Source organism: Pseudomonas sp. LS44, assembly GCF_024730785.1.
In the GTDB taxonomy this organism is placed as follows: domain Bacteria; phylum Pseudomonadota; class Gammaproteobacteria; order Pseudomonadales; family Pseudomonadaceae; genus Aquipseudomonas.
The window spans coordinates 3,786,092-3,808,189 of the sequence record NZ_CP102830.1; the positions used below are offsets into that span (position 1 = coordinate 3,786,092).

The 22,098-nt window shown below is 63.9% G+C and carries 22 protein-coding genes and 1 tRNA gene; 14 read left to right on the top strand and 9 right to left on the bottom strand.

The window, feature by feature from the left end; translation table 11 throughout:
- Window positions 1–58 precede the first annotated feature (58 nt).
- The 6 genes from NVV93_RS16940 (at window position 59) to NVV93_RS16965 (ending at window position 4,814) form a co-directional block, all read left to right on the top strand.
- On the top strand, window positions 59–892 hold the full coding sequence (locus tag NVV93_RS16940; protein WP_258251806.1) for an urease accessory protein UreD: 834 nt from the start codon (window positions 59–61) through the stop codon (window positions 890–892).
- A gap of 144 nt (window positions 893–1,036) precedes the next feature.
- Window positions 1,037–1,339 (top strand): urease subunit gamma, encoded by a 303-nt coding sequence (locus NVV93_RS16945; RefSeq protein WP_258251807.1) that lies wholly within the window; start codon window positions 1,037–1,039, stop codon window positions 1,337–1,339.
- Between the two features lie 82 nt (window positions 1,340–1,421).
- Window positions 1,422–1,922 (top strand): GNAT family N-acetyltransferase, encoded by a 501-nt coding sequence (locus tag NVV93_RS16950; RefSeq protein ID WP_258251808.1) that lies wholly within the window; start codon window positions 1,422–1,424, stop codon window positions 1,920–1,922.
- Window positions 1,923–1,929: 7 nt separating this feature from the next.
- Complete coding sequence (locus tag NVV93_RS16955; RefSeq protein WP_258251809.1) at window positions 1,930–2,235, top strand: urease subunit beta; 306 nt, start codon at window positions 1,930–1,932, stop codon at window positions 2,233–2,235.
- A gap of 140 nt (window positions 2,236–2,375) precedes the next feature.
- Complete coding sequence (ureC, locus tag NVV93_RS16960) at window positions 2,376–4,076, top strand: urease subunit alpha (protein WP_258251810.1); 1,701 nt, start codon at window positions 2,376–2,378, stop codon at window positions 4,074–4,076.
- Between the two features lie 240 nt (window positions 4,077–4,316).
- On the top strand, window positions 4,317–4,814 hold the full coding sequence (locus tag NVV93_RS16965) for a transposase (protein WP_258251811.1): 498 nt from the start codon (window positions 4,317–4,319) through the stop codon (window positions 4,812–4,814).
- 178 nt (window positions 4,815–4,992) lie between these two features.
- Here the strand turns inward: NVV93_RS16965 and NVV93_RS16970 are convergent, their stop codons facing one another.
- Complete coding sequence (locus NVV93_RS16970) at window positions 4,993–5,298, bottom strand: chaperone modulator CbpM (protein ID WP_258251812.1); 306 nt, start codon at window positions 5,296–5,298, stop codon at window positions 4,993–4,995.
- Entirely contained in the window at window positions 5,298–6,260 is a 963-nt protein-coding gene (gene cbpA, locus NVV93_RS16975; protein WP_258251813.1) for a curved DNA-binding protein, read from the bottom strand. The genes NVV93_RS16970 and cbpA overlap by 1 nt, the downstream gene beginning before the upstream one ends.
- A gap of 199 nt (window positions 6,261–6,459) precedes the next feature.
- Here cbpA and NVV93_RS16980 point away from each other — a divergent pair, with 199 nt between their 5' ends.
- The gene (locus NVV93_RS16980) at window positions 6,460–7,725 is read left to right on the top strand and encodes an Hsp70 family protein (RefSeq protein WP_258251814.1); all 1,266 of its coding nucleotides are present in this window, start codon (window positions 6,460–6,462) and stop codon (window positions 7,723–7,725) included.
- Between the two features lie 93 nt (window positions 7,726–7,818).
- Here the strand turns inward: NVV93_RS16980 and NVV93_RS16985 are convergent, their stop codons facing one another.
- From NVV93_RS16985 to NVV93_RS16995, 3 genes are all read right to left on the bottom strand, one after another.
- Window positions 7,819–8,712: an alpha/beta hydrolase fold domain-containing protein gene (locus NVV93_RS16985; RefSeq protein WP_258251815.1), complete on the bottom strand. Its 894-nt coding sequence runs from the start codon at window positions 8,710–8,712 to the stop codon at window positions 7,819–7,821.
- A 51-nt stretch (window positions 8,713–8,763) separates the two neighbouring features.
- Window positions 8,764–9,030 carry a DksA/TraR family C4-type zinc finger protein gene (locus NVV93_RS16990; RefSeq protein ID WP_258251816.1) on the bottom strand — a complete coding sequence of 89 codons (267 nt, stop codon included), beginning with the start codon at window positions 9,028–9,030 and terminating at the stop codon, window positions 8,764–8,766.
- Between the two features lie 266 nt (window positions 9,031–9,296).
- Window positions 9,297–10,163 carry an oxaloacetate decarboxylase gene (locus NVV93_RS16995; protein ID WP_258251817.1) on the bottom strand — a complete coding sequence of 289 codons (867 nt, stop codon included), beginning with the start codon at window positions 10,161–10,163 and terminating at the stop codon, window positions 9,297–9,299.
- A 234-nt stretch (window positions 10,164–10,397) separates the two neighbouring features.
- On the opposite strand from NVV93_RS16995, the gene NVV93_RS17000 reads away from it, so the two are divergent.
- Complete coding sequence (locus NVV93_RS17000) at window positions 10,398–10,841, top strand: YqaA family protein (protein ID WP_258251818.1); 444 nt, start codon at window positions 10,398–10,400, stop codon at window positions 10,839–10,841.
- A gap of 376 nt (window positions 10,842–11,217) precedes the next feature.
- Here the strand turns inward: NVV93_RS17000 and NVV93_RS17005 are convergent.
- The 3 genes from NVV93_RS17005 to NVV93_RS17015 form a co-directional block, all read right to left on the bottom strand.
- Window positions 11,218–11,293: transfer RNA gene (locus NVV93_RS17005), tRNA-Thr, on the bottom strand.
- Between the two features lie 61 nt (window positions 11,294–11,354).
- Window positions 11,355–11,543 carry a YgdI/YgdR family lipoprotein gene (locus tag NVV93_RS17010; protein ID WP_258251819.1) on the bottom strand — a complete coding sequence of 63 codons (189 nt, stop codon included), beginning with the start codon at window positions 11,541–11,543 and terminating at the stop codon, window positions 11,355–11,357.
- Between the two features lie 44 nt (window positions 11,544–11,587).
- Window positions 11,588–11,746: a YqaE/Pmp3 family membrane protein gene (locus NVV93_RS17015; protein WP_205348471.1), complete on the bottom strand. Its 159-nt coding sequence runs from the start codon at window positions 11,744–11,746 to the stop codon at window positions 11,588–11,590.
- 166 nt (window positions 11,747–11,912) lie between these two features.
- Here NVV93_RS17015 and rarD point away from each other — a divergent pair, with 166 nt between their 5' ends.
- The 5 genes from rarD to NVV93_RS17040 all read left to right on the top strand — a co-directional run bounded on the left by rarD (window position 11,913) and on the right by NVV93_RS17040 (window position 19,143).
- On the top strand, window positions 11,913–12,797 hold the full coding sequence (rarD, locus tag NVV93_RS17020) for an EamA family transporter RarD (RefSeq protein ID WP_258251820.1): 885 nt from the start codon (window positions 11,913–11,915) through the stop codon (window positions 12,795–12,797).
- 514 nt (window positions 12,798–13,311) lie between these two features.
- Entirely contained in the window at window positions 13,312–14,127 is an 816-nt protein-coding gene (gene rhdA, locus NVV93_RS17025; protein ID WP_258251821.1) for a thiosulfate sulfurtransferase, read from the top strand.
- 15 nt (window positions 14,128–14,142) lie between these two features.
- Entirely contained in the window at window positions 14,143–15,015 is an 873-nt protein-coding gene (asd, locus tag NVV93_RS17030) for an archaetidylserine decarboxylase (RefSeq protein ID WP_258254404.1), read from the top strand.
- A gap of 169 nt (window positions 15,016–15,184) precedes the next feature.
- Window positions 15,185–17,011, top strand: coding sequence for a molecular chaperone (locus tag NVV93_RS17035; protein ID WP_258251822.1), 1,827 nt, complete (start codon window positions 15,185–15,187; stop codon window positions 17,009–17,011).
- 62 nt (window positions 17,012–17,073) lie between these two features.
- Entirely contained in the window at window positions 17,074–19,143 is a 2,070-nt protein-coding gene (locus NVV93_RS17040; RefSeq protein WP_258251823.1) for an EAL domain-containing protein, read from the top strand.
- Between the two features lie 60 nt (window positions 19,144–19,203).
- Here the strand turns inward: NVV93_RS17040 and serB are convergent, their stop codons facing one another.
- Window positions 19,204–20,418, bottom strand: a complete 1,215-nt coding sequence (serB, locus tag NVV93_RS17045; RefSeq protein WP_258251824.1) for a phosphoserine phosphatase SerB — start codon at window positions 20,416–20,418, stop codon at window positions 19,204–19,206.
- A gap of 133 nt (window positions 20,419–20,551) precedes the next feature.
- Between serB and NVV93_RS17050 the strand changes: the two genes are divergently transcribed.
- Window positions 20,552–22,090: an AhpA/YtjB family protein gene (locus NVV93_RS17050; protein ID WP_258251825.1), complete on the top strand. Its 1,539-nt coding sequence runs from the start codon at window positions 20,552–20,554 to the stop codon at window positions 22,088–22,090.
- The last annotated feature ends 8 nt before the right edge of the window (window positions 22,091–22,098 follow it).

Consider the following 22,098-nt stretch of genomic DNA (forward strand, 5'->3'; position numbering starts at 1 on the left):
AGGCACGCCTCTTGCTTGGCCAGGTGGTCAACTTTTCGCACGGACCACCGCGCCTGTCATGAACCGCCCCGCTGCTCTGTTCACGCCCAGCTGGCATGCCGAACTGGAGCTGGCCTATGCTCGCTTCGACGAGTGCACCCGTCCGGTGCAGCGTCGCCACCTCGGCCCGCTTAGGGTGCAGAAGCACCTCTACCCCGAGGGGCCGCAGGTCTGCCAACACATCATCGTCCACCCACCCGGCGGCATCGCCGGCGGTGATCGCCTGGGCATCGACGTGAGCGTCGGCGCACACGCCTGGGCGCAGCTGACCAGCCCCGGCGCCGCCAAGTGGTACCGCGCCGCCGGCCCGGCCTATCAAACCCTCGACCTGCGCGTCGCCGCCGGCGCCACCCTGGAATGGCTACCGCAGGAAACCATCGTCTATTCCGCCGCCCAGGCCGAACTGACCACCCGCATCGAACTCGAAGGCGACGCCCGCCTGTGCTACTGGGACATCGTCGCACTCGGTCGCCCGGCGGCCGGCGAGCGCTTCGCCGACGGCCATCTGCAGGCGCGCGTGGATATCCGACGCGACGGTCAGCTGCTCTGGCACGAACGCCAACGCGTGATCGGTGGCGACGGCCTACTCGACTCGCCGATCGGTCTCGCCGGCCAGCCGGTATTCGCCACGCTGCTGGTCAGCGGCGAGATCGACGCCGAGCTACTCGAACGCTGCCGCGAACTGCCTTGCGCGGTGCGCGGCGACCTGACCCAGCTGCCCGGCCTGCTGGTTGCACGCTGCCTGGCCAGCGAAGCGCTGCACGCCCGCGCCTGGCTGATCGCGCTGTGGCGCCTGCTGCGCCCGGCGCTGCTCGGTCGCGAGGCGGTGCCACCACGCATCTGGAGTACGTAATCCGGCTACTCCGCTCCCGGATTGCATCCGGGCTACGAGCCGCTACCGACGAACCTGTAGGAGCGAATTCATTCGCGATCATCGGCGCCACCGAACCGCCCCATCGCGAATGAATTCGCTCCTACCGAACCACACGGACGCACCATGGACCTGACACCCAGAGAAAAAGACAAGCTGCTGATCTTCACCGCTGGCCTGGTCGCCGAGCGGCGCCTGGCGCGCGGTCTCAAGCTGAATTATCCGGAAGCCATGGCGCTGATTTCCGCCGCCCTGCTCGAAGGCGCGCGCGATGGCCGCACGGTCGCCGAGCTGATGCACTTCGGCACCACCCTGCTCTCCCGCGAGCAGGTGATGGAAGGCGTGCCGGAAATGATTCCGGAGATTCAGATCGAGGCTACCTTCCCCGACGGCACCAAGCTGGTCACCGTCCACCAACCGATTGCGTAACCGTAGGGCGGGTGCAACCCACAGCAGCCCCGCGCGGGTTGCACCCGCCCTACCCGATCACCGCCCTGACCGACGTGAACCTATGTCCCATTTGCTCGACAACGCCGGCGAAACCGATCTACCCGGCATCCTCGCGATCTACAACGACGCGGTGCTGAACAGCACGGCGATCTGGAACGAAACCGAGGTGGACCTGGCCAACCGCCGCGCCTGGCTGAGCGAGCGCCACGCCGCCGGCTTTCCCGTGCTGGTCGCGCGCGACGCCCAGGGGGCGGTGCTCGGCTATGCCAGCTACGGCACCTGGCGGAGCATCGAAGGCTTTCGCCACACCGTCGAGCATTCGGTGTATGTGCGGGGCGACCAGCGCGGCCAGGGCCTCGGCCCGGCGTTGATGCAAGCGCTGATCGAACGCGCCCGGGCGGCCAAACTGCACGTCATGGTCGCCGCCATCGAGCGCGAGAACAGCACCTCGATCCGCCTGCACGAACGCCTCGGCTTCGTCATCTGCGGGCAGATGCCCCAGGTCGGCCGCAAGTTCGGCCGCTGGCTGGATCTCACTTTTATGCAACTGATCCTGGAGTGACCCACAGATGATCCCCGGCGAATACCAGATCCAGGACGGCGAGATCGAGCTCAACGCCGGCCGCCGCACTCTGACCCTCAACGTGGCAAACAGCGGCGACCGGCCGATCCAGGTCGGCTCGCACTACCACTTCTTCGAAACCAACGACGCGCTGCTGTTCGACCGCGCCAGCGCACGCGGCATGCGCCTGAACATTCCGGCCGGCACCGCGGTGCGCTTCGAGCCGGGACAGAGCCGCGAGGTCGAGCTGGTCGAACTGGCCGGCCTGCGCCGCGTGTATGGCTTCGCCGGCCGGGTGATGGGCGATTTGTGACCAACAGCGCGCGCGGGCCGCTTGTCTCCCCTCTCCCTAGCCCTCTCCCATAAATGGGAGAGGGGACTGTCTGCCGTGAACGAAACAACCCCGTGGCCCGCATCCAAGCGCGAGACCGGACACATGACAAGGAACGAGCGATGAAGATTTCCCGCCAAGCCTACGCCGACATGTTCGGCCCCACCGTCGGCGACAAGGTGCGCCTGGCCGACACCAACCTGTGGCTCGAAGTCGAGAAGGACTTCACCACCTACGGCGAGGAAGTGAAGTTCGGCGGCGGCAAGGTGATCCGCGACGGCATGGGCCAGGGCCAGCTGCTCGCCGCCGAGGTGGTCGACACGCTGATCACCAACGCGCTGATCATCGACCACTGGGGCATCGTCAAGGCCGACGTCGGCCTGAAGGACGGGCGCATCGCCGCCATCGGCAAGGCCGGCAACCCGGACATCCAGCCCGACGTGACCATCGCCATCGGCGCCAGCACCGAGGTGATCGCCGGCGAAGGCATGCTGCTCACCGCCGGCGGCATCGACACCCACATCCACTTCATCTGCCCGCAGCAGATCGAAGAAGCGCTGATGAGCGGGGTGACCACCATGATCGGCGGCGGCACCGGCCCCGCCACCGGCACCAACGCCACCACCTGCACCTCCGGGCCCTGGCACCTGGCGCGCATGCTGCAGGCCGCCGATGCCTTCCCGATGAACATCGGCCTCACCGGCAAGGGCAACGCGTCGCTGCCCGAGCCGCTGATCGAGCAGGTCAAGGCCGGCGCCATCGGCCTCAAGTTGCACGAGGACTGGGGCACCACCCCGGCGGCGATCGACAACTGCCTGAGCGTCGCCGACCAGTACGACGTGCAGGTGGCGATCCACACCGACACCCTCAACGAGTCCGGCTTCGTCGAAACCACCCTCGCCGCGTTCAAGGGCCGCACCATCCACACCTACCACACCGAAGGCGCCGGCGGTGGTCACGCGCCGGACATCATCAAGGCCTGCGGCTTTCCGAATGTGCTGCCCAGCTCGACCAACCCGACCCGGCCGTTCACCCGCAACACCATCGACGAACACCTGGACATGCTGATGGTCTGCCACCACCTCGACCCGAGCATCGCCGAAGACGTGGCCTTCGCCGAAAGCCGCATCCGCCGCGAGACCATCGCCGCCGAGGACATCCTCCACGACCTCGGCGCGTTCTCGATGATCAGCTCGGACAGCCAGGCCATGGGCCGCGTCGGCGAGGTGATCATCCGCACCTGGCAGACCGCCGACAAGATGAAGCTGCAGCGCGGCGCCCTGCCCGGCGACGGCGCGGGCAATGACAACTTCCGCATCAAGCGCTACATCGCCAAGTACACCATCAACCCGGCGATCACCCACGGCATCAGCCACGAAGTCGGCTCCATCGAAGTCGGCAAATGGGCCGACCTGGTGCTCTGGCGCCCGGCGTTCTTCGGGGTCAAGCCGACGCTGATCCTCAAGGGTGGCGCCATCGCCGCCAGCCTGATGGGCGACGCCAACGCCTCGATCCCCACCCCGCAGCCGGTGCACTACCGGCCGATGTTCGCCAGCTACGCCGGCAGCCGCCACGCCACCAGCCTGACCTTTATCAGCCAGGCGGCGCTGGACGCGGGGATTCCCAAACAGCTCGGCCTGCAGAAGCGCATCGCCGTGGTCAAAGGCTGCCGCGACGTGCAGAAGACCGACCTGATCCACAACGATTATTTGCCGGAGATCGAAGTCGATCCGCAGACCTATCAGGTCAAGGCGGATGGCCAACTGCTGTGGTGCGAACCGGCCGAGGTGTTGCCACTGGCGCAGCGTTATTTCTTGTTTTGAGATCGTGCAAACGAGCCCTTGCTCGTCTGTCGAGCGAGGGCGGCGGTGTCTTGTTGGGCATCGCTTCGCTCAGCACCAACCTACGTCGAGGTCGGCCTGCTGGATTCGCGAGGTGAGGAGATCGCCTTGGTAGGTTGGTGCTGAGCGCAGCGATGCCCAACATGTAGGCCTGCCGCTGGGGATCACCTCCCCGATTGACTTACACTCTCACCGGTTGCACTCACACCAAGGATGGTGGCTATGCGGTATCGACGCGCCTATGTGCCGGGCGGCACATTCTTTTTTACGGTCAACCTGGCTGACCGTTCGCAAACCCTCTTGACCGACCATATCGATGCGTTGCGCGCTTCGGTACGCCATGTGCGTTCACTGCATCCGTTCGAGATCCTGGCGATGGTGGTGTTGCCGGATCACTTGCATGCGCTCTGGCGACTGCCGGAAAACGACACCAATTACCCGCTGCGCTGGTCGTTGATCAAGGCCGGTTTCTCCCGTGCCATCGGTCACTTGGAAACCGTCACGCTGTCACGCCGGCTCAAGCGCGAGCGCGGCATTTGGCAGCGGCGTTATTGGGAGCACCAGATCCGCGATGAGCAGGACCTCGCGCGGCATATCGATTACATCCATGGCAATCCGCTCAAGCATGGCTACGTAAGCCGCGCCGTGGATTGGCCGTATTCGTCGATTCACCGCTATGCGCGCGAGGGGGTGGTGACGCCGGATTGGTCTGGAGGTTGAAAACCAGGGCGCCCCGCGTCATCGCGCTGGGCATCGCTGCGCTCAGCGCCAACCTACGTCGAGGTTGCCCTGCTGGATTTACGGTGCAGGGATGCAACTCTGGTAGGTTGGTGCTGAGCGCAGCGATGCCCAACATGCAGGTCGCGGGCCTGCCACACGGGATTGGAGCCCTGCGCCCCTACTCCAACTGGAATCTATCCAAACGCTGCCGCAACCGGCGGTTCTCTGCGCGCAACTGCTCCAGCTCATCGAGCAGATTCAACGCCAAGGCGATGCCCGCCCACTCGATATCCAGATCCCGGCGCATCCGCGCTGCGCGTTTGGCAATCGCCAGCGCAGCGGCATCGAACAACCACTCCTCCGGCAACCTGCCGCGCGGCTCGACAATCCCATGCTCGACGATCTCGTAGACGTAGTCGGTGGAGAGTTCGGCGCACTGGCAGAACTCCTGCAAATTGAACTGGATGATCAAACGGCTGGCCATCAGCGGCTCCTCCATTCGGCGCGGGGATCGAAGGCGGCGTGCTCAGCCAGTTGCTGCCAGAGCTGCCGGGCCTGCTCGTCGCCGTGCGCGGGAATGACAATTTTGAACAACGCGTACAGATCGCCGCGCTCACCGAGTTTGTTGACCAAGCCTTTGCCTTTGATCCGCAGCCGCTGGCCGCTTTGGCTGTTGGCCGGGACGGTCAGGTTGATCGTGCCGTCCAGGGTCGGCACCGCGACCTTGGCGCCCAGCGCCGCTTCCCAGGGCGCCAGCGGCACGACAATGATCAGGTTGTGTGCCTCCACATCGAACAGCGGGTGCGGCACCAGGCGGATGATCAGGTACAGGTCGCCCGGCGCACCGTCGCCGAAACCCGGCGCGCCCTGGCCTTTGAGCCTAATGCGCTCGCCATCAGTGACCCCGGCGGGAATCTTCACCTTCAAGGTCTTGCTCAGCGGCGCCAGTGGCTGGCCATCGGCACTGTATTGCGGCAGCTGGTAAGCGACCTGCTTGGCTTCCTCGGCGAGGGTGTCCTCGAGGAAGATCGGCAGCTCCATCTCCACATCCTGGCCGCGATGCGCGCTGCGGCGCGCGTGACCCTGCGGCCCCTGCGAGCGCCCGCTAGCGCCAAAGATGGACTCGAAGAAGTCGGAAAAATCCCGCCCACCACCACCGAATTCGTCGGCATAGCCGCCGGAACTGCGCGACTGCCAACCGGGCGGTGCCTCGAAGGGTCGGCCCTGCTGGGCATAATTGCGCAGCTCATCGTATTCGGCGCGCTTCTCGGTGTTGCTCAACACCTCATAGGCCTCGGCCACTTCCTTGAAACGATTCTCCGCGTCCGTCTCCTGGCTGACGTCGGGGTGATATTTGCGCGCCAGCTTGCGATAGGCGGTCTTGATCGCCTTGCTGTCGGCGTCCGCTGCAACGCCGAGAACCTGGTAGTAATCCTTGAAATCCATCGAGCCACCTTTGCCTTCAGTCGACCAGCCGCGAGCACGGAACCAGTGCTGACCGGGTTAACCGGCCACTGCCTGAGCTATGACTTTAGAGCGCCTGACGCGTTCCGCCTGCTCTATGTCGGACCGTCGCGCGCAGACGCAGCACTTCGCCGCGCGCTCGCGTACACTGCGCGGCCGTTTTTTCCGGACCGCCTGCGCCATGACTTTCGCTCAGCCCGCCAACGCCCTCGGCATCGACTTCGGCACCTCCAACTCCACCGTCGGCTGGTGGCGTCCCGACGTCGATCCGCTGATCGCCCTGGAGGACGACAAGCTGACCCTGCCCTCGGTGGTGTTCTTCAACGCCGAGGAACGCCGCCCAGTGTACGGCCGCCTGGCCCTGCACGAGTACCTGGACGGCTACGAAGGGCGGCTGATGCGCTCGCTGAAGAGCCTGTTGGGCTCCAGTCTGCTGAAGAGCGAGACCACCGTGCTGGGCAGCGCGCTGCCGTTCAAGGAACTGCTGCGGTTGTTCATCGGCCAGCTCAAGCAGCGCGGCGAAGCGGCGGCCGGGCGCGAGTTCGAGCAGGTGGTGCTAGGCCGGCCGGTGTTCTTCGTCGACGACGATCCGCAGGCCGACCTGCTGGCCCAAAACACCCTGGTCGAGGTGGCGAGCAAGCTCGGTTTCAAGGACGTGTCGTTCCAGTACGAACCGATTGCCGCGGCGTTCGACTATGAGCGCGGCATTGAGCGCGAAGAGCTGGTGCTGATCGTCGACATCGGCGGCGGTACCTCGGACTTCTCGCTGGTGCGCCTGGCGCCGGAGCGCCGCGAAGTGGCCGAGCGGCAGGATGACATCCTCGCCACCGGCGGCGTGCACATCGGCGGCACCGACTTCGACAAGCAACTCAGCCTGCAGGGCGTGATGCCGCTGTTCGGCTACGGCAGCCGGATGAAGAGCGACGCCTTCATGCCGACCAGCTACCACCTCAATCTCGCCACCTGGCACACCATCAACGCGGCGTACGCGCAGAAGAGCCAGCTGGCGCTGAAGAACATGCGCTACGACATCGTCGACGGCACCGGCATTGACCGCCTGTTCAGCCTGATCGAACAGCGCGCCGGGCACTGGCTAGCGATGCAGGTGGAAGACAGCAAGATCGCCCTGACCGATAGCGAGCAGCACTCCATCGACCTCGGCCGCGTCGAGCCGGGGCTGGTCGCCGAGCTGAGCCGCAGCCTGTTCGAGGCGGCCATCGACAGCCAGCTCACGCGCATTCGCGGCGGTGTTACCCAATTGCTGGCCGACGCCGGGATCGGCGCCGAGCAAGTCGACACGCTGTTCTTCACTGGCGGCTCGAGCGGCGTGCCGGCGCTGCGCCAGAGCATCGCGACGATGCTGCCGAAGGCGCGGCTGGTCGAAGGCAACCTGTTCGGCAGCATCGGCAGCGGCTTGGCCATCGAGGCGAAGAAACGCTACGGCTGACCGCCGACGCTCGACGCAGCATCGCTCGCTCGCCGAGTGACGGGCGGCGCGCACGATACGCTTGCAACAGCGGGACCAAGCGCCTCCCGCCACTCAGCGCAGCAAGCACGCCATCCGCTCGCGCACGGCATCGGCCTCGGGGATCGGAAACAGTGGCCAGACGTGCACCAGCCCGTCGCCGCGCACCAGGTCGACGGTCACGCCCTGGGCGCGGGCCCTATCCGCCAGCAGCAGGGCATCCGGACAGGCTGTATCGCGGGTACCGACGACCAGCAGCAGGGGCGGCAGGCCGCTGAACTCGCCTTCCAGCGGGCTCACCGACGGATGCTCCAGCGACAACTCCCCGGCGTACAAGCGCCCGGCCTCGCGGGTTCCGGCCAGCGCCAGCATCGGGTCGCGCGGCTCGATCGCCGCGCACGCGGGGTTGGTCATTCGCACGTCCGCCCACGGACAGATCAGCAGCAGCCACTCCGGCAGCGCCTCGTTCCGCTCGCGCAGGGCGAAGGCGAGCGCCAGCGCCAGCGCGCCACCGGCCGAATCGCCGCCGAGCAACAGCGGCTGGCTGCCGGCACGTTCGCGGGCCAGCGCCCAGGCCTTGTGGGCGAACGCCAGAGCCTGCTGGCAGGTATGTTCCGGCGCCAGCGGGTAGAACGGCACGCTGATGGTGCAGCCGCTGCGCCGTACCAGATCGGCCAGCAATCCCCAGTGGTAGCGACTGATCGGTCGCACGTAGGCACCGCCGTGCAGGTACAGCAGATGCTTCGCTCCGGCCATCGGCGCGCGCGGTGCCAGGGTGTAGAGCTCCTGGCCGTCGAGCCATTCGTGGCGCACCTCGAACTCGCGCTGTAATCGCTCGGACGGCCGCTCCGGCCCGCTCTGGCGGACCTCGGCGAGGCTGGCGTGAAGGTTGGGAATCGAGGCCCAGATCCGTTTCCGGCGGATCAACCGCAAGGCAAGGACGACCAGACGATGCTGCAGGCTCGGCATGGGGACTCCGGATGGCTGACGGGCAATATGCCGCTAACCATAGCGGAGAATTCAACGCAGTTGACTGTCCTTGCTGCCCCGCCGGTTGTAGCCGCTGACGGCCTTCTGCTCCTGGTCATGCACGCTCTGGCAACTCACGCACAGGTGCACGCCGGGAACCGCCTGGCGCCGCGCCTCGGGGATTGGTGCGTCACACTCTTCGCAGTGAGTCAGGCTCTCGCCACGCGGAATCTCGCTGCGCGCCCGGGCGATGGCATCGGCGATGCTGTCGTCGATCTGCTCCTGGATGTTGTCGTCGTTGGTCCAGCCACCGGCCATCGCGCACCTCCGCAACTGTTCAGTTATTGACCAGATATGCGCGCCCGTCAGTCGTTTTACAAGCCGGGTGACGAGCACTGCGATGATCGCGGATAAATCCGCTCCTACGAAAAGACGAAATTGCGCATCGCTCTTGTAGGGCGGGTGCAACCCGCCGATAGAGGCACCACGCGGGTTTCACCCGCCCTACGTTCTGAGCGGCCATAGGCCGCGAAGGCCAATAGCCGCTCAGAGCATCGCGAATGAATTCGCGATAACCACCGTCACTACTCGCGGACGTCCATGAACTCGCGCGCCCAGGCCTGATAGTCCTCCGGCTCGGTGTACTTGTGCGCTAACTCGGACGCGCTGAGGCCGATGCTGCCATCCAACTGACGCTGTTCGCGCAGACAGTCGTAGGTGGCCTTGATCGCCGCGAAGTACGCCGCGTGGCCGTTGACCACGATGCGCACGCCGAGCTCGGCGAGGCGTTGGTTGTCGCGCAGTTTGGGGTTGCCGTAGGTGACCAGCATCAGCGGGATATGCAAATGCGCGGCGATCTCCTCGAGGTGCTCGAAGTCGCGCACCCCGACCAGGCAGATGCCGTCGGCGCCGGCTTCCTGATAGGCCACGGCGCGTTCGATGACCTGCTCGGTGGTCTGCACGCCGGCGTGACTGCGGGCGATGATCACCAGCTCCGGATCGACCCGCGCCTCCAATGCTGCGCGGATCTTGCCGACGCCCTCTGCGAGCGGAATCAGGTCGGTGGATTTGCACCCGAACTGCGCCGGCAGCAGGGTGTCCTCGATGGTCAGCGCCGCCACACCGGCACGTTCCAGCTCGACCACCGTACGCATCACGTTGAGCGCGTTGCCGTAGCCGTGGTCGGCGTCGGCGATCACCGGCAGGCGCGCCACCCGACCGATGCGCGTGGCCTGTTCGGCGAACTCGCTGAGGCTGATCAAGGCGAAGTCTGGCGCGGCCAGCACCTGCAGCGAGGCCACCGATCCGCCGAGGATGCCCATTTCAAAACCGAGGTCGGCGGCGATCCGCGCAGACATGGGGTCGAACACCGAGGCGGTGTGATAGCAGGCAGGGAATTTCAGCAGCGTACGAAAACCGCGGCGTAATTCCTGGGGGGAAACTCTGTACATGGCGGGTTCCAGATATAACGGCAAAGAAGCGAAATCGACTCGGCTATAGCTCAGATGTTGTCGGCGCGGCCAGGAACACTAACACGACGAGGTTTCGACTAGCGCCCATACTATTGTCTACAAAAGTATCACCGCATGTATACATAACCGCATGCACACCGCCCAGCCTTTGGCCGCACTTGTCCGCCGCCGCCGGGTCGCCGAGAATTGCCGCCCCGCATTCGAGCCCTTCCCGTGCTGGCATTCGCCTCGCTGTTCTTCGCCGCCTTCGGTGCCGCCACCCTGCTGCCGCTGCAGTCCGAGGCCGTGCTGGTGGCGCTGTTGCTCGACGGTCGGCACGCCGCCTGGGCGCTGCTGGCCGTCGCCACGGCGGGCAACGTGCTCGGCTCGCTGGTCAACTGGCTGCTCGGTCGCTACTTCGAGCACTTTCACGAGCGCCGCTGGTTCCCGCTCAACGCCGAGCAACTGGCCAAGGTCCAGGCGCGCTACCGGCGTTATGGCTGCTGGTCGCTGCTGCTCAGCTGGCTGCCGATCATCGGCGATCCGCTGACCGTGGTGGCCGGGGCGATGCGCGAACCCTTGTGGCGATTCATCCTGCTGGTGACGCTGGCCAAGGCAGGCCGCTACCTGGCGCTGGCGGGCTTCGTACTGGGCTGGACGACCACCGGCGCGAGCTGACGATAGCCACGGCCAGCGCCTGCACCACCCTCGCCGCTGCACTGACGAACAGACCGACCGGCAACGCCAAGCGCGGATGCACAGCCCTTCGGCACCGAAAACCCGGCGCCGACTGCCGGCTTGCGGTTTCCCGCCGAGGAAAAGGCAGGTGCTGCCGGATAGTCGTAGGCATAACCCACCGACCCGGCTGAACGCTGCTGTCCAGGCCGACGACTCCGGCGGGTTGCGCCGCTACGCGGCTACCCCACCCTACAAAAGCGCCGCTATCCAGACGAACCCGGGTGAACCCGGAAAAAAGAAAACCGGCTCAAGGGGCCGGTTTCTCTTGTCTTCCGTCTTATCCGGGTGAACTGGGGAGAAGGCGAAAGTATGTCAATGGTGCCGGATATAGGAATTGAACCTACGACCTTCGCGTTACGAGTGCGCTGCTCTACCTGCTGAGCTAATCCGGCGTGGGCTGCAAATCTACACAAAGGCGCGCCGAAATGGCACTCCCCCCGCCGTCGATTGCGCCTAGCCCTCCTCCTCGATGGTCGACACCTCGTCGGCGCGTACACGGACCTTTTTACCGGCGATATCTTCGAACTCGTAGTAGCCATCGAGGCTCTTGATATCCGGCTTGGAGTTGATCAGATATTGCGTGCCGTCACGCATGGTCACCACGGTTTCCGCGGCGCAGCCGGCGAGCAGTGCGCTGCTCATCAGCGTGGCGATGGCGAGGCTGTGAGTGAGCTATAAGCAGCCTCCTAACGTTTGGCGATGATGTACACCGCGTGGACGATGCCCGGGATGTAGCCCAACAGCGTCAGCAGGATGTTCAACCAGAAAGCGCCGGCGAAGCCGACTTGCAGGAACACGCCCAGTGGCGGCAGCAGGATGGCGATGATGATGCGAACCAGATCCATGTGATCTCTCCTTGTTGATTGCACTGTCAATCGACCGCGGCGCCGGCGCCAAGGTTCACTCGAGTGCATTGCACCTTCGGGCGGTAAAAAACTGAACAACCAGACAGTTCTCGCTCCTGGCGACTAAAATCAGCGGCCTACCGTCAGCGCTCGTACAAGGATCTGCATGGCCACCGCCAACCCGCGTCGCGGGTATCTCTTGGGCCTTTGCGCCTATGTCATCTGGGGCTTGTTTCCGCTCTATTTCAAAGCGATCCAGCAGGTGCCGGCAGTGGAGATCATCGTCCACCGCGCGCTCTGGTCGGCGCTGTTCGGCGCCTCGCTGCTGCTGGTTTGGAAGCATCCCGGCTGGTGGCGCGAACTGCGCGAGAATCCCCGCCGCTTTGCAGTCTTGGGCGCCAGCGGACTGTTGATCGCCAGCAACTGGCTGGTCTACGTCTGGGCGGTGAACAACGGGCGGATGCTGGAGGCCAGCCTCGGTTACTACATCAATCCACTGATCAACGTGCTGCTCGGTCTGCTGCTGCTCGGCGAACGCCTGCGCCGCCTGCAATGGCTGGCCGTGGGGCTGGCCGCTCTGGGGGTTGCCCAACAGGTCTGGCAGGTCGGCAGCCTGCCCTGGGTGTCGCTGGCACTGGCGCTGACCTTTGGCTTCTACGGGTTGATCCGCAAGCAGGCACCGGTGGCCGCGCTGCCGGGGCTGGTGGTGGAGACTTGGTTGTTGCTGCCCTTGGCGCTTGGCTGGCTGCTCTGGCATCCGACGGCGATGAGCAGCCAAGCGGAGTTCTGGAGCACGCCGCAAGCCCTCTGGCTGCTCGCGGCCGGCCCGATCACCTTGGTGCCATTGGTATGCTTCAACGCCGCAGCGCGCGATTTGCCCTACACCACCCTGGGCTTTCTCCAGTACGTGGCGCCGACCTTGGTCCTGCTGCTGGCGGTATTCGTGTTCGACGAGCACTTCGAACCGAGCAAGCTGGCCGCGTTCATCTGCATCTGGCTCGGCCTGCTGATTTATAGCGTCGACGCCTGGCTGACCTTGCGGCGTAACTGAGCGAGCCGCCACCGGTAAGCGCGGCGCTGCGGCGCTGTTGCATAACCGACGTATTGCTCAGTTTTCCACCAACCCCGGCAAAGCCTCGCCGCACTAGCGCAGGCCTCAGCGCTCCTCAGGTTATCCACAATCCTATCCACGACAATGGTGGATAGCTGAGCCGAGCAGCTGGCCGGTGCACCGCGCTGCGCCGCTCGGACCCGCCGATAGCCATCTACAGATTCTCAGCAAGTCCGCAGAAAACCTCCGCAACCACCGATTGACGGGGCCTGCAGGGCAATAGCGGCACCCATTCGCGCCCACCGCAACACTGCTGTGCATCCAAGCGCCCGCGCCGATTGAGCGGTTTTCGACCAAGCCCGCCGCAGCCCAGCTGGGCCGTCGCCTCGACCGCTAACTCCCCAGGTTATCCACAGCGCTATCCACACAAACACTGGATAACCTGAACCGGGCGCAGCGCCTCAAGCACGCCGGCTTCCGCTACAATTCGCGACTTTCCATGTGGAAGATCATCATGTCCGCCTTCTCTACCTTGCCGCTGGTCATCGAACCAGCCGATCTGGCTAGCCGGCTGGCTGCGCCGGAGTTGATCCTGGTCGATCTGACCAGCGCCGCGCGCTACGCCGAAGGGCATATTCCCGGCGCCCACTTCGTCGATCCCAAGCGCACCCAGCTCGGCCGTCCGCCGATTCCCGGGCTGCTGCCGCCGCAGGCGCAACTCGAAGCGTTGTTCGGCGAACTGGGCCATAACGCCGACGCGATCTACGTGCTGTATGACGATGAGGGCGGCGGCTGGGCCGGGCGCTTCCTCTGGCTGCTGGATGTCATCGGCCACCCGAACTACCACTATTTGAATGGCGGCCTGCATGCCTGGTTGGCCGACGGCCGTGCGCTCGATCAACGCGTTCCCGAGCCAGTCGGTGGACCGTTGCCGTTGACCTTGCATGAGGCACCAACCGCCACCCGCGAATACCTGCAGAGCCGTCTGGGCGCGGCGGATCTGGCCGTGTGGGATGCGCGCAGCCCCGCCGAATATCGCGGCGAGAAGGTGTTGGCCAGCAAGGGCGGACACGTTCCCGGCGCGATCAACTTCGAATGGACCGCCGGCATGGATCCAAGCCGCGCGCTGCGCATCCGCGAAGACATCGCGCAAGTGCTGGCCGGCCTGGGCATCACCCCAGACAAAGAAATCATCACCCATTGCCAAACCCATCACCGCTCCGGCTTCACCTATCTGGTGGCCAAGGCGCTCGGCTATCCGCGCGTCAAGGGCTATGCCGGCTCGTGGGGCGAATGGGGCAATCATCCCGACACGCCCGTCGAGCAATAATCGCGTCATCAAGGAATCCGCATGAAAGACCGCTTGTTCATCCTCAGCCAATACCTGCTGCCGCATCACCTGTTGTCGCGCCTGATCGGTTTCGCCGCCGAATGCCGCGCGGCCTGGTTCAAGAACCGCCTGATCGACTGGTTCGCCCGTCGCTACGAAGTAAATATGAGCGAGGCGCAAGTCGAAGACCTGCACGCCTATGAGCACTTCAACGCGTTCTTCACCCGCGCCCTGAAAGACGGCGCCCGCCCGCTCGACTCCAGAGCCGACGCGGTGCTGTGCCCGGCCGATGGCGCCATCAGCCAACTCGGCAAAATCGAGCACGGCCGCATCTTCCAAGCCAAAGGCCATGGTTTCAGCGCGGTCGAACTGCTCGGTGGTGATAGCGAACGCGCTGCACCATTCATGGGTGGCAGCTTCGCTACGGTGTATTTGTCGCCGAAGGACTATCACCGCGTGCACATGCCGCTGGCCGGCACGCTGCGGGAAATGGTCTATGTGCCGGGACGGCTGTTTTCGGTCAACCAGCTGACCGCGGAAAATGTCCCGGAGCTGTTCGCCCGCAACGAACGCGTGGTGTGTCTGTTCGACACCGAGCGCGGTCCGATGGCCGTGGTGCTGGTCGGCGCGATGATCGTCGCCTCGATCGAAACGGTATGGGCGGGGCTGATTACGCCGCCCAAGCGCGAGCTGAAAACCGTTCGCTACGATGCCGCCGCCCGCGCGCCAATCGAGCTGGCCAAAGGCGCAGAACTGGGCCGTTTCAAGCTGGGCTCCACTGCCATCGTGTTGTTTGGTCCGGAGCAAGTGCAATGGGCCGCTGAACTCGCCGCCGACAGTCCGGTCCGGATGGGCCAGCGTTTTGGCGCGCCGCACATTTCGGCGTAACGTCAGTCCAATGCTGGCGCATACTGACTAGTGTGAGCCGTCCGCCGACCCGTAATTCGGTCGGCTGCGGCGCTCGCAAGATACTGCTAGAGTTCGAAAAAACCGGTATTTTCAAACGACTCGCTGCCCTGTGTCGTTGGATTATCCAAGTCAATGGATAACGAGTTACATGGAAAAACAGAGTCCTCATCTACTGTTACGTGTGCCTACTCCCAACAAGCAGGGCTTGTCTTTTTGCGAGCCTAATTTCCGCGATCTGAAGCGCTGGATCGCCGGCTTGCCCAAGGCCAATCTCGGCGAGACCGCGCGCCAGCTTTATCAGTGCCTGATTGAACTCAATCACCTGATTACCCCGAGCGACAATCGCCTGCAGCTGCTCGAGCTGCTGCGCGCCGAGGTCTATTACGTCTGCAAGCATCTGGAACGACATTTCCTCAACCAGGCCATCGTGCTGGATGAGCGCCCGCGCAAGATCGCCAACCTCTGCCAAGCCCTGCAGAACCACCTGGCCGCTGGCTACAAGCTGATCATCACCCAGGAAGCACCGCGCGGCGGGCGTGAGCGTGAACGCGAGCGCGCCGAACTCCTCGCGGTTGCCTTGCAGCGCGCCACCCATGCCCTGTGCGGCCCGCTGATTCGCGCCAGCCAGCTGTATTGCCCAGTCCCGGAAGGGCTCTGGCTCGAACTGCATCAGCTCTATCAGATCGCCGTTCAACGCAAACTGAACACCGTGGTGGTACGCGACAAACTGGCCCGCCACACCCCAGGGCTAAGCGTGCAACAGACGTACATCGTCGCTCTGCTACTGGGCTGCGCGCGCTGCAACCAGATGCGCCAAAGCAGCATCGCCCGCCTGGCCGAAGTGCTGGAACCTTGGAGCGCCTTGGTGCACCTGCAACTGGCCGACGAGCCAGGCAGCCTGTTCGTGGTCGCCACCCAGGTCGATGGTCCACCGCGCTACAAATCGTTGTTCCAGGAAAACGAGCTGCACAACCTGCTCGGTATCGATCCGCAAGCGCTGGTCGATGCGATCAAGGAATACTTGCTGCTGCCCGAGGAAAATCGCGCGCAGTCGCGTTTGTTGATGCCGGATACCGTCAGCCTCGACCTGCTGCAGCACCTCAGCTCCGCGTGGGGTGACATCGCCGAGCGAACCTTCCAGCGCACCCCGGGCCAGGGCACTCTGACCGTCAACATCGGCATGAGCGCCTTGCACTATTACCTGGCAGGGCGCATGCCATTCAACGAAGTGCTCAAGCATCCGCCGCAGAGCAAAAACGCCGTCTTCCAGGCCGATAGCAAACCAGGCGCTCCCGATATATGGGGAACCGCGTTCGACGCCCAGCAACAAAATGACTGGGAAAAGGGCATGCCGCTCGAGGAAATCCAGTACACGCATCCGGCCCAAAGCACAGCCGAACTGACCAATATCAGCAACGACGACTATCCGACCTATACCTTGCCAATCGTCAATCACAGTCCCGGCGGTTATTGCCTGAGCTGGCCCAAGGAAGTTCCCGCCCAGCTGCAAGCTGGCGAGCTACTGGGCATACAGGACGCACCGGAACAAAGCTGGAGTATTGCCTTGGTGCGCTGGATTCGTCAGGTGCGCGGCGGCGGCACGCAGATGGGGATCGAATTGATCGCCCCGCACGCCCTGCCATGCGGACTGCAACTGCTGCGCAAGGCCGAACAGAACAGCCAGTTCCTGCGCGCACTGCTGCTGCCGGAAATCAGCGCGATTTCCCGCCCGGCAACGCTCATCACCCCGCGCCTGCCCTTCCAGGAAGGCAACAAGGTGCTGATCAACCTCAACGGCGATGAACGCCGCGCCGTACTGAGTCGCAAACAAGCCGGCAGCGGCAGCTTCAATCAGTTCGAATATCGCGTCGTGGAACAGACGCCCAGCGAGCCAACCGGGAAACCGCTCACAGCCGAGAAAGGCCCTAAAGACGGCGGCGAGGAAGATTTTGACTCACTTTGGAAGTCACTATAGATTGCCGAACCCCTACCATTTGTCGCATTTTCGCTCCCGTTTAGCGCAGACTTAAGCAAACCATGGCCATCGAAAAAAAAACTATTCGGCTACTGATTCTGGAAGACTCGCAGAACGAGGCCGAGCGCCTTGTTAGCCTGTTCCGCAACGCCGGCCGCGCCACGCGGGTCCATCGCCTGACCTCCAGCGACGACCTGGCGGAGGCCCTGCAACAAAGCTGGGACTTGCTGATCGCCGCACCGAGCAGCGAAAACCTCGAGCCCAGCGAAGCCATCACCGCGATCCGCCGCCAGGCCAAGGACATCCCGGTGATTCAACTGCTCGTCGGCAACGATTCCGACGATGTCACCGAAGCCCTGACTCTCGGCGCCCAGGATGCCTTGCCCCAAGGCGAAGACGAACGCCTGATCCTGGTCGCCAACCGCGAACTGGCCAACCTCGAAGAGCGTCGTGCCCGCCGCACGGCCGAAGTGGCTCTACGCGAAGCAGAAAAACGCTGTCAGCTATTGCTCGACAGCTCGGTGGACTCCATCACCTATGTGCACGATGGCATGCACGTCTATGCCAACCGCTCTTACCTGCAGCTATTCGGCTATGAAGATGCCGACGAGCTGGAAGGCATGCCAATGATCGATCTGATCGCCAGCGCCGACCAGGGCCGATTCAAGGACTTCCTGAAGAACTACCAAAGCAGCGAAGGTGGCGCAGAGCTGGCCTGTAGCGGTATGAAAGCCAGCGGCCAGGACTTCCAGGCCCGCATGGGGTTTTCCCAGGCGACCTACGATGGCGAGCCCTGCATTCAGGTGGTGATTCGCGGCGAAAGCGGCAATGCCGAACTGGAAGAGAAACTGCGGGAAATCAGCAGCCAGGATCTGGTCACCGGCCTATTCAATCGCACCCACTTCATCGAGCTGCTGGATGCGGCCGCGCAGCGCGCCGTGAGCAATAGCGAGCCGGCCAACCTGGCCTACGTACGCGTCGACCGCTATCCCGCCTTGTTGGCGGAGGTCGGCTTGGCCGGGATCGATTTGCTACTTACCGACCTGGCCAACCTGTTGCGCCAGCACTTCCCGCGCGACGCGCAACTGGCGCGCTTCGGCGACGGCGTGTTCGCCGTACTGCAGCCCGGACAAACGCCGGAGCAGAGCCAGGATAGCCTGCACAGCCTGCTGAAAAAGATCGAAAGTCATCTGTTCGACGTCAGCGGCCGCACCGTCCAAACCACGCTATCGATCGGCAGCGCCGGGCTCAACGAAACGACCGCCAAAGCCCAGGAAGTGATCAATCGCGCACACCGCTGCGCGGACGAATTGAGCGAGGGCAACGGCCTCAACGTCTATTGCCCGGCCAGCGAGCTGGCTGCCGCCGCCAATCGCGGCAACGTTCTGGCGATGCTTCAGCAGGCCTTGGATAACAACCAGTTCCGCCTGCTGTTCCAGCCGATTATCAGCCTGCGTGGCGATAACAACGAGCACTACGAAGTGCTGCTGCGCCTGCTCAATCCGCAAGGCAAGGAAGTACCGCCCAGCGAATTCCTCAGCGCGGCCTTGGACGCCGGGCTGGCCGAGAAAATCGACCGCTGGGTGATCCTCAACTCGATCAAGCTGCTCGCCGACCACCGCGCCAAGGGTCACAACACCTGCCTGTTCGTGCATCTGTCCAGCGCCAGCCTGCAGGATCAAACCTTGCTGCCTTGGCTCAGCGTGGCCCTCAAGGCCGCGCGGCTACCCTCCGACGCCTTGGCCTTCCAGATCAACGAACCGGATGCGATTGCCTATCTGAAACAAACCAAGGCGCTGACCCAGGGCCTGGCCGAACTGCATTGCAAGGTCACCCTGTGCCAATTCGGCTGCGCGCTCAACCCGTTCAACACGCTCAAATACATGAACGTCGATTACGTCAAAATCGACGGCTCCTACTCGCAAGACCTGTCCACCGCCGAGAGCCAGGAAGCGCTAAAAACCTTGCTGGCCAGCCTCCACGCGCAAGCCAAGCTGACCATCGTGCCGTTCGTGGAGAGCGCTAGCGTGCTGGCCACACTCTGGCAGGCCGGGGTCAATTACATCCAGGGCTATTACTTGCAGGGTCCCAGCCAGTCGATGGACTACGACTTCTCAGCCGGCGACGAATAGTCCTAGCGCGCATGAAAAAAGCCGCCCGAGGGCGGCTTTTTTCTGAGCGGAATGTCGCAATCAATCCTGGCCGTCGCGATCGCGGTAGCCGAGCAGATACAGAATTCCGTCCAGCCCGAGCGTGGAGATCGCCTGCTTGGCCGACTGCTTGACCAGCGGCTTGGCGCGAAAGGCCACGCCCAAGCCGGCAAGCCCAAGCATGGGCAGATCGTTGGCGCCATCGCCGACAGCAATGGTCTGCTCCAGCTGCAGACCTTCCTTCTGCGCCAACTCGCGCAGCAGATCGGCCTTGCGTTGCGCGTCGACGATCGGCTCGATGGCCACACCGGTCAGCTGGCCATCGGCGATCTGCAATTCATTGGCGAAGACGTAGTCGATACCCAGCTTGGCCTGCAACTGGTTGGCGAAATAGCTGAAGCCACCGGAGAGAATCGCGGTCTTGTAGCCCAGCCGCTTGAGCTCGGCAAACAGTCGCTCAGCGCCCTCGGTCAAACGCAACGATGCACCGATGGCGGCCAACTCGCTCTCCGGCAAGCCCTTGAGCAAGGCCAGGCGTTCTTTGAAGCTGGCGCGAAAATCCAGCTCGCCGCGCATCGCCCGTTCGGTGATATCGGCAACCAGCTCACCGACACCGGCGACCTTGGCCAACTCGTCGATGACTTCGGCCTCGATCAGCGTCGAATCCATGTCGAACACCGCCAAGCGGCGGTTACGGCGAAACACCGTGTCCTGCTGAAAGGCAATATCGACATTCAGCTCCTGCGCCACGCTGAGGAACTCGGCGCGCAGCGCGGCCGGATCGGCCGACTCGCCGCGCACGGAAAACTCGATGCACCCCTGGCTTTGCTCGGCAGGGCAATCCAGCGGCATGCGCCCGGACAGGCGATCGATCTGATCGATGTTCAACCCGTACTGGGCGGTGATCGCACTAACCCGCTGCAACTGCTCGGCGGTCACCTTGCGAGTCAGCAACGTAACGATGTGCCGTTGCTTGCCCTGCCCGCCGACCCATTGCTGATAATCGCTTTCCGATACCGGGGTGAAGCGCACCTGCTGGTCGAGTTTGTAGGCGGTGAACAGCACATCCTTGAGAACCGACGAGGCCTGCTCGGTATCCGGAATCTCCACCAGAATGCCAAACGACAAAGTGTCGTGAATCACGGCCTGGCCGATGTCGAGAATATTCACGCCACCCTGGGCGAGTACCCCGGTGATGGCAGCGGTCAACCCGGGGCGGTCTTCGCCGGTGATATTGATCAGGACGATTTCGCGCAAAGCGCATCCCTCGCGGTGGAAAAGGCGCTCATTCTACCCACTTTCACCGCCATACGGGCACGCCCGGCGCTTTGCCCTATCAGGGTCGCTCGTTATACTGCGCAGCAACTTCATTCGATAAGAGCCGCGCTCTGTGAACCGGCCCGCGCCCGTCAAACCCGATAATTTCTTCCTGTTGATCTTCCATGCCCTGCGCCAGCGGCGCGTGCCGATCGCCTTGCGCGTCGCCAGCCACAGCTTATTGCTGGTGGCGCTCGCACTGGTGATCTACGCCCTGGTCATGGGTCTGCAATTCAAGCAGGCCATGCAGCAGCAAGCCGACGCGCTGGGGCAGAGCCTGATCACCCAGACAGCCGCCTCGGCCACTGAGCTCCTGGTGTCCAATGACATCCTCAGCCTCAATGTGCTGCTCAATAACCTGGTGAAAAACCCGCTGGTGGCCCACGCCGCGATCTATAGCGTCGATAACCGCATCCTCGCCGAAGCGGGGTCGCGGCCGACACAGAATATGCTCGGCGATAACGAAGGGCTGTTTTCCACGCCGATTACGTTCCAGGAAGTGATCGCCGGGCATCTTCGCCTCAGCCTCGACATGCAGCAATTTCAGCAGCCGATGACCATCAGCCTGCAGAGCATGGGCCTGCTTAGCCTGATCTTGCTGGCCTTGACCCTGTCGTTGAGCCTGCGCCTGGGCCGACACCTGTCGACGCCGCTGATGCAGCTGCGCGTGTGGCTGCGCGATCCGGACGATCCGGCTCCGGCCGCGGGTCGCCAGGACGAGATCGGCGATCTGGCCCGCCAGCTACAGGCGCGCCTGGTCCCAGAGAAACCCGAGCCGGAGCCGGCGCCCATCGACGAACACGACTTCGGCGAAGAAGACGATTTTCCAGACGAAGAAGATCCGAGCCCCAGTTTTGAAATCCGTGATCTGCGCGACGACAGCTTCGATCACGGCGACCTGGATGATGACCTTCGCGAGCCACCCCTGAAACCAGCGGCACGCCTGACCAGCATCGATGAGGACGATCCCTTCGTGGAACTGCGCGAGCCGCTGTTCGAGGAAGAGCAGGCGCCGCCCCCGGTCATCGTCGACGAACCGCAACAGAGCGCCGTGCTGGCCATTCAACTGGGCGCGCAAGAACAGCTGCGACGCCTGCCACGCGCACGCCTGATGGATCTGCTGCAGCGCTATCGCGATTGCCTGGAAGAAGCCGCCGCGCTCTATAAGGGCACCTTGCATACCCTCAGTGACGGCGGCAGCCTGATCGTTTTCCACAGCAAGGCCAGCGGTGATGATTACCTGACCCATGCCATCTGCTGCGGCGAACTGATGCGCGCCCTCGGCCATGCCTTGCAGATTGAAGTGGCGGACAGCGGCATCACCCTGCAACTGCAACTCGGCCTGACTCACGGCGACAATCTGAACGGTCTCAGCCAAGGCGATCTACTGCTCAGCGAGACCGCGCAGAACGCCCTGGCGCTATCACAACACAGCCGCAATCTGCTGCTGGTCGAACGCGACGTGGCCGACGACAACCTGCTACGTCAACGGGTGCGCATCCGGCCGATCGCCAGCCCGGAAGGTGCCTGCTGCGTCGAGCGCTTGCTGGAGCCGTATCCGTCACTGCTCGAACGGCAATTGACGCGCATGCACGAAGGCCGCCCGCACTGATCGAGTGC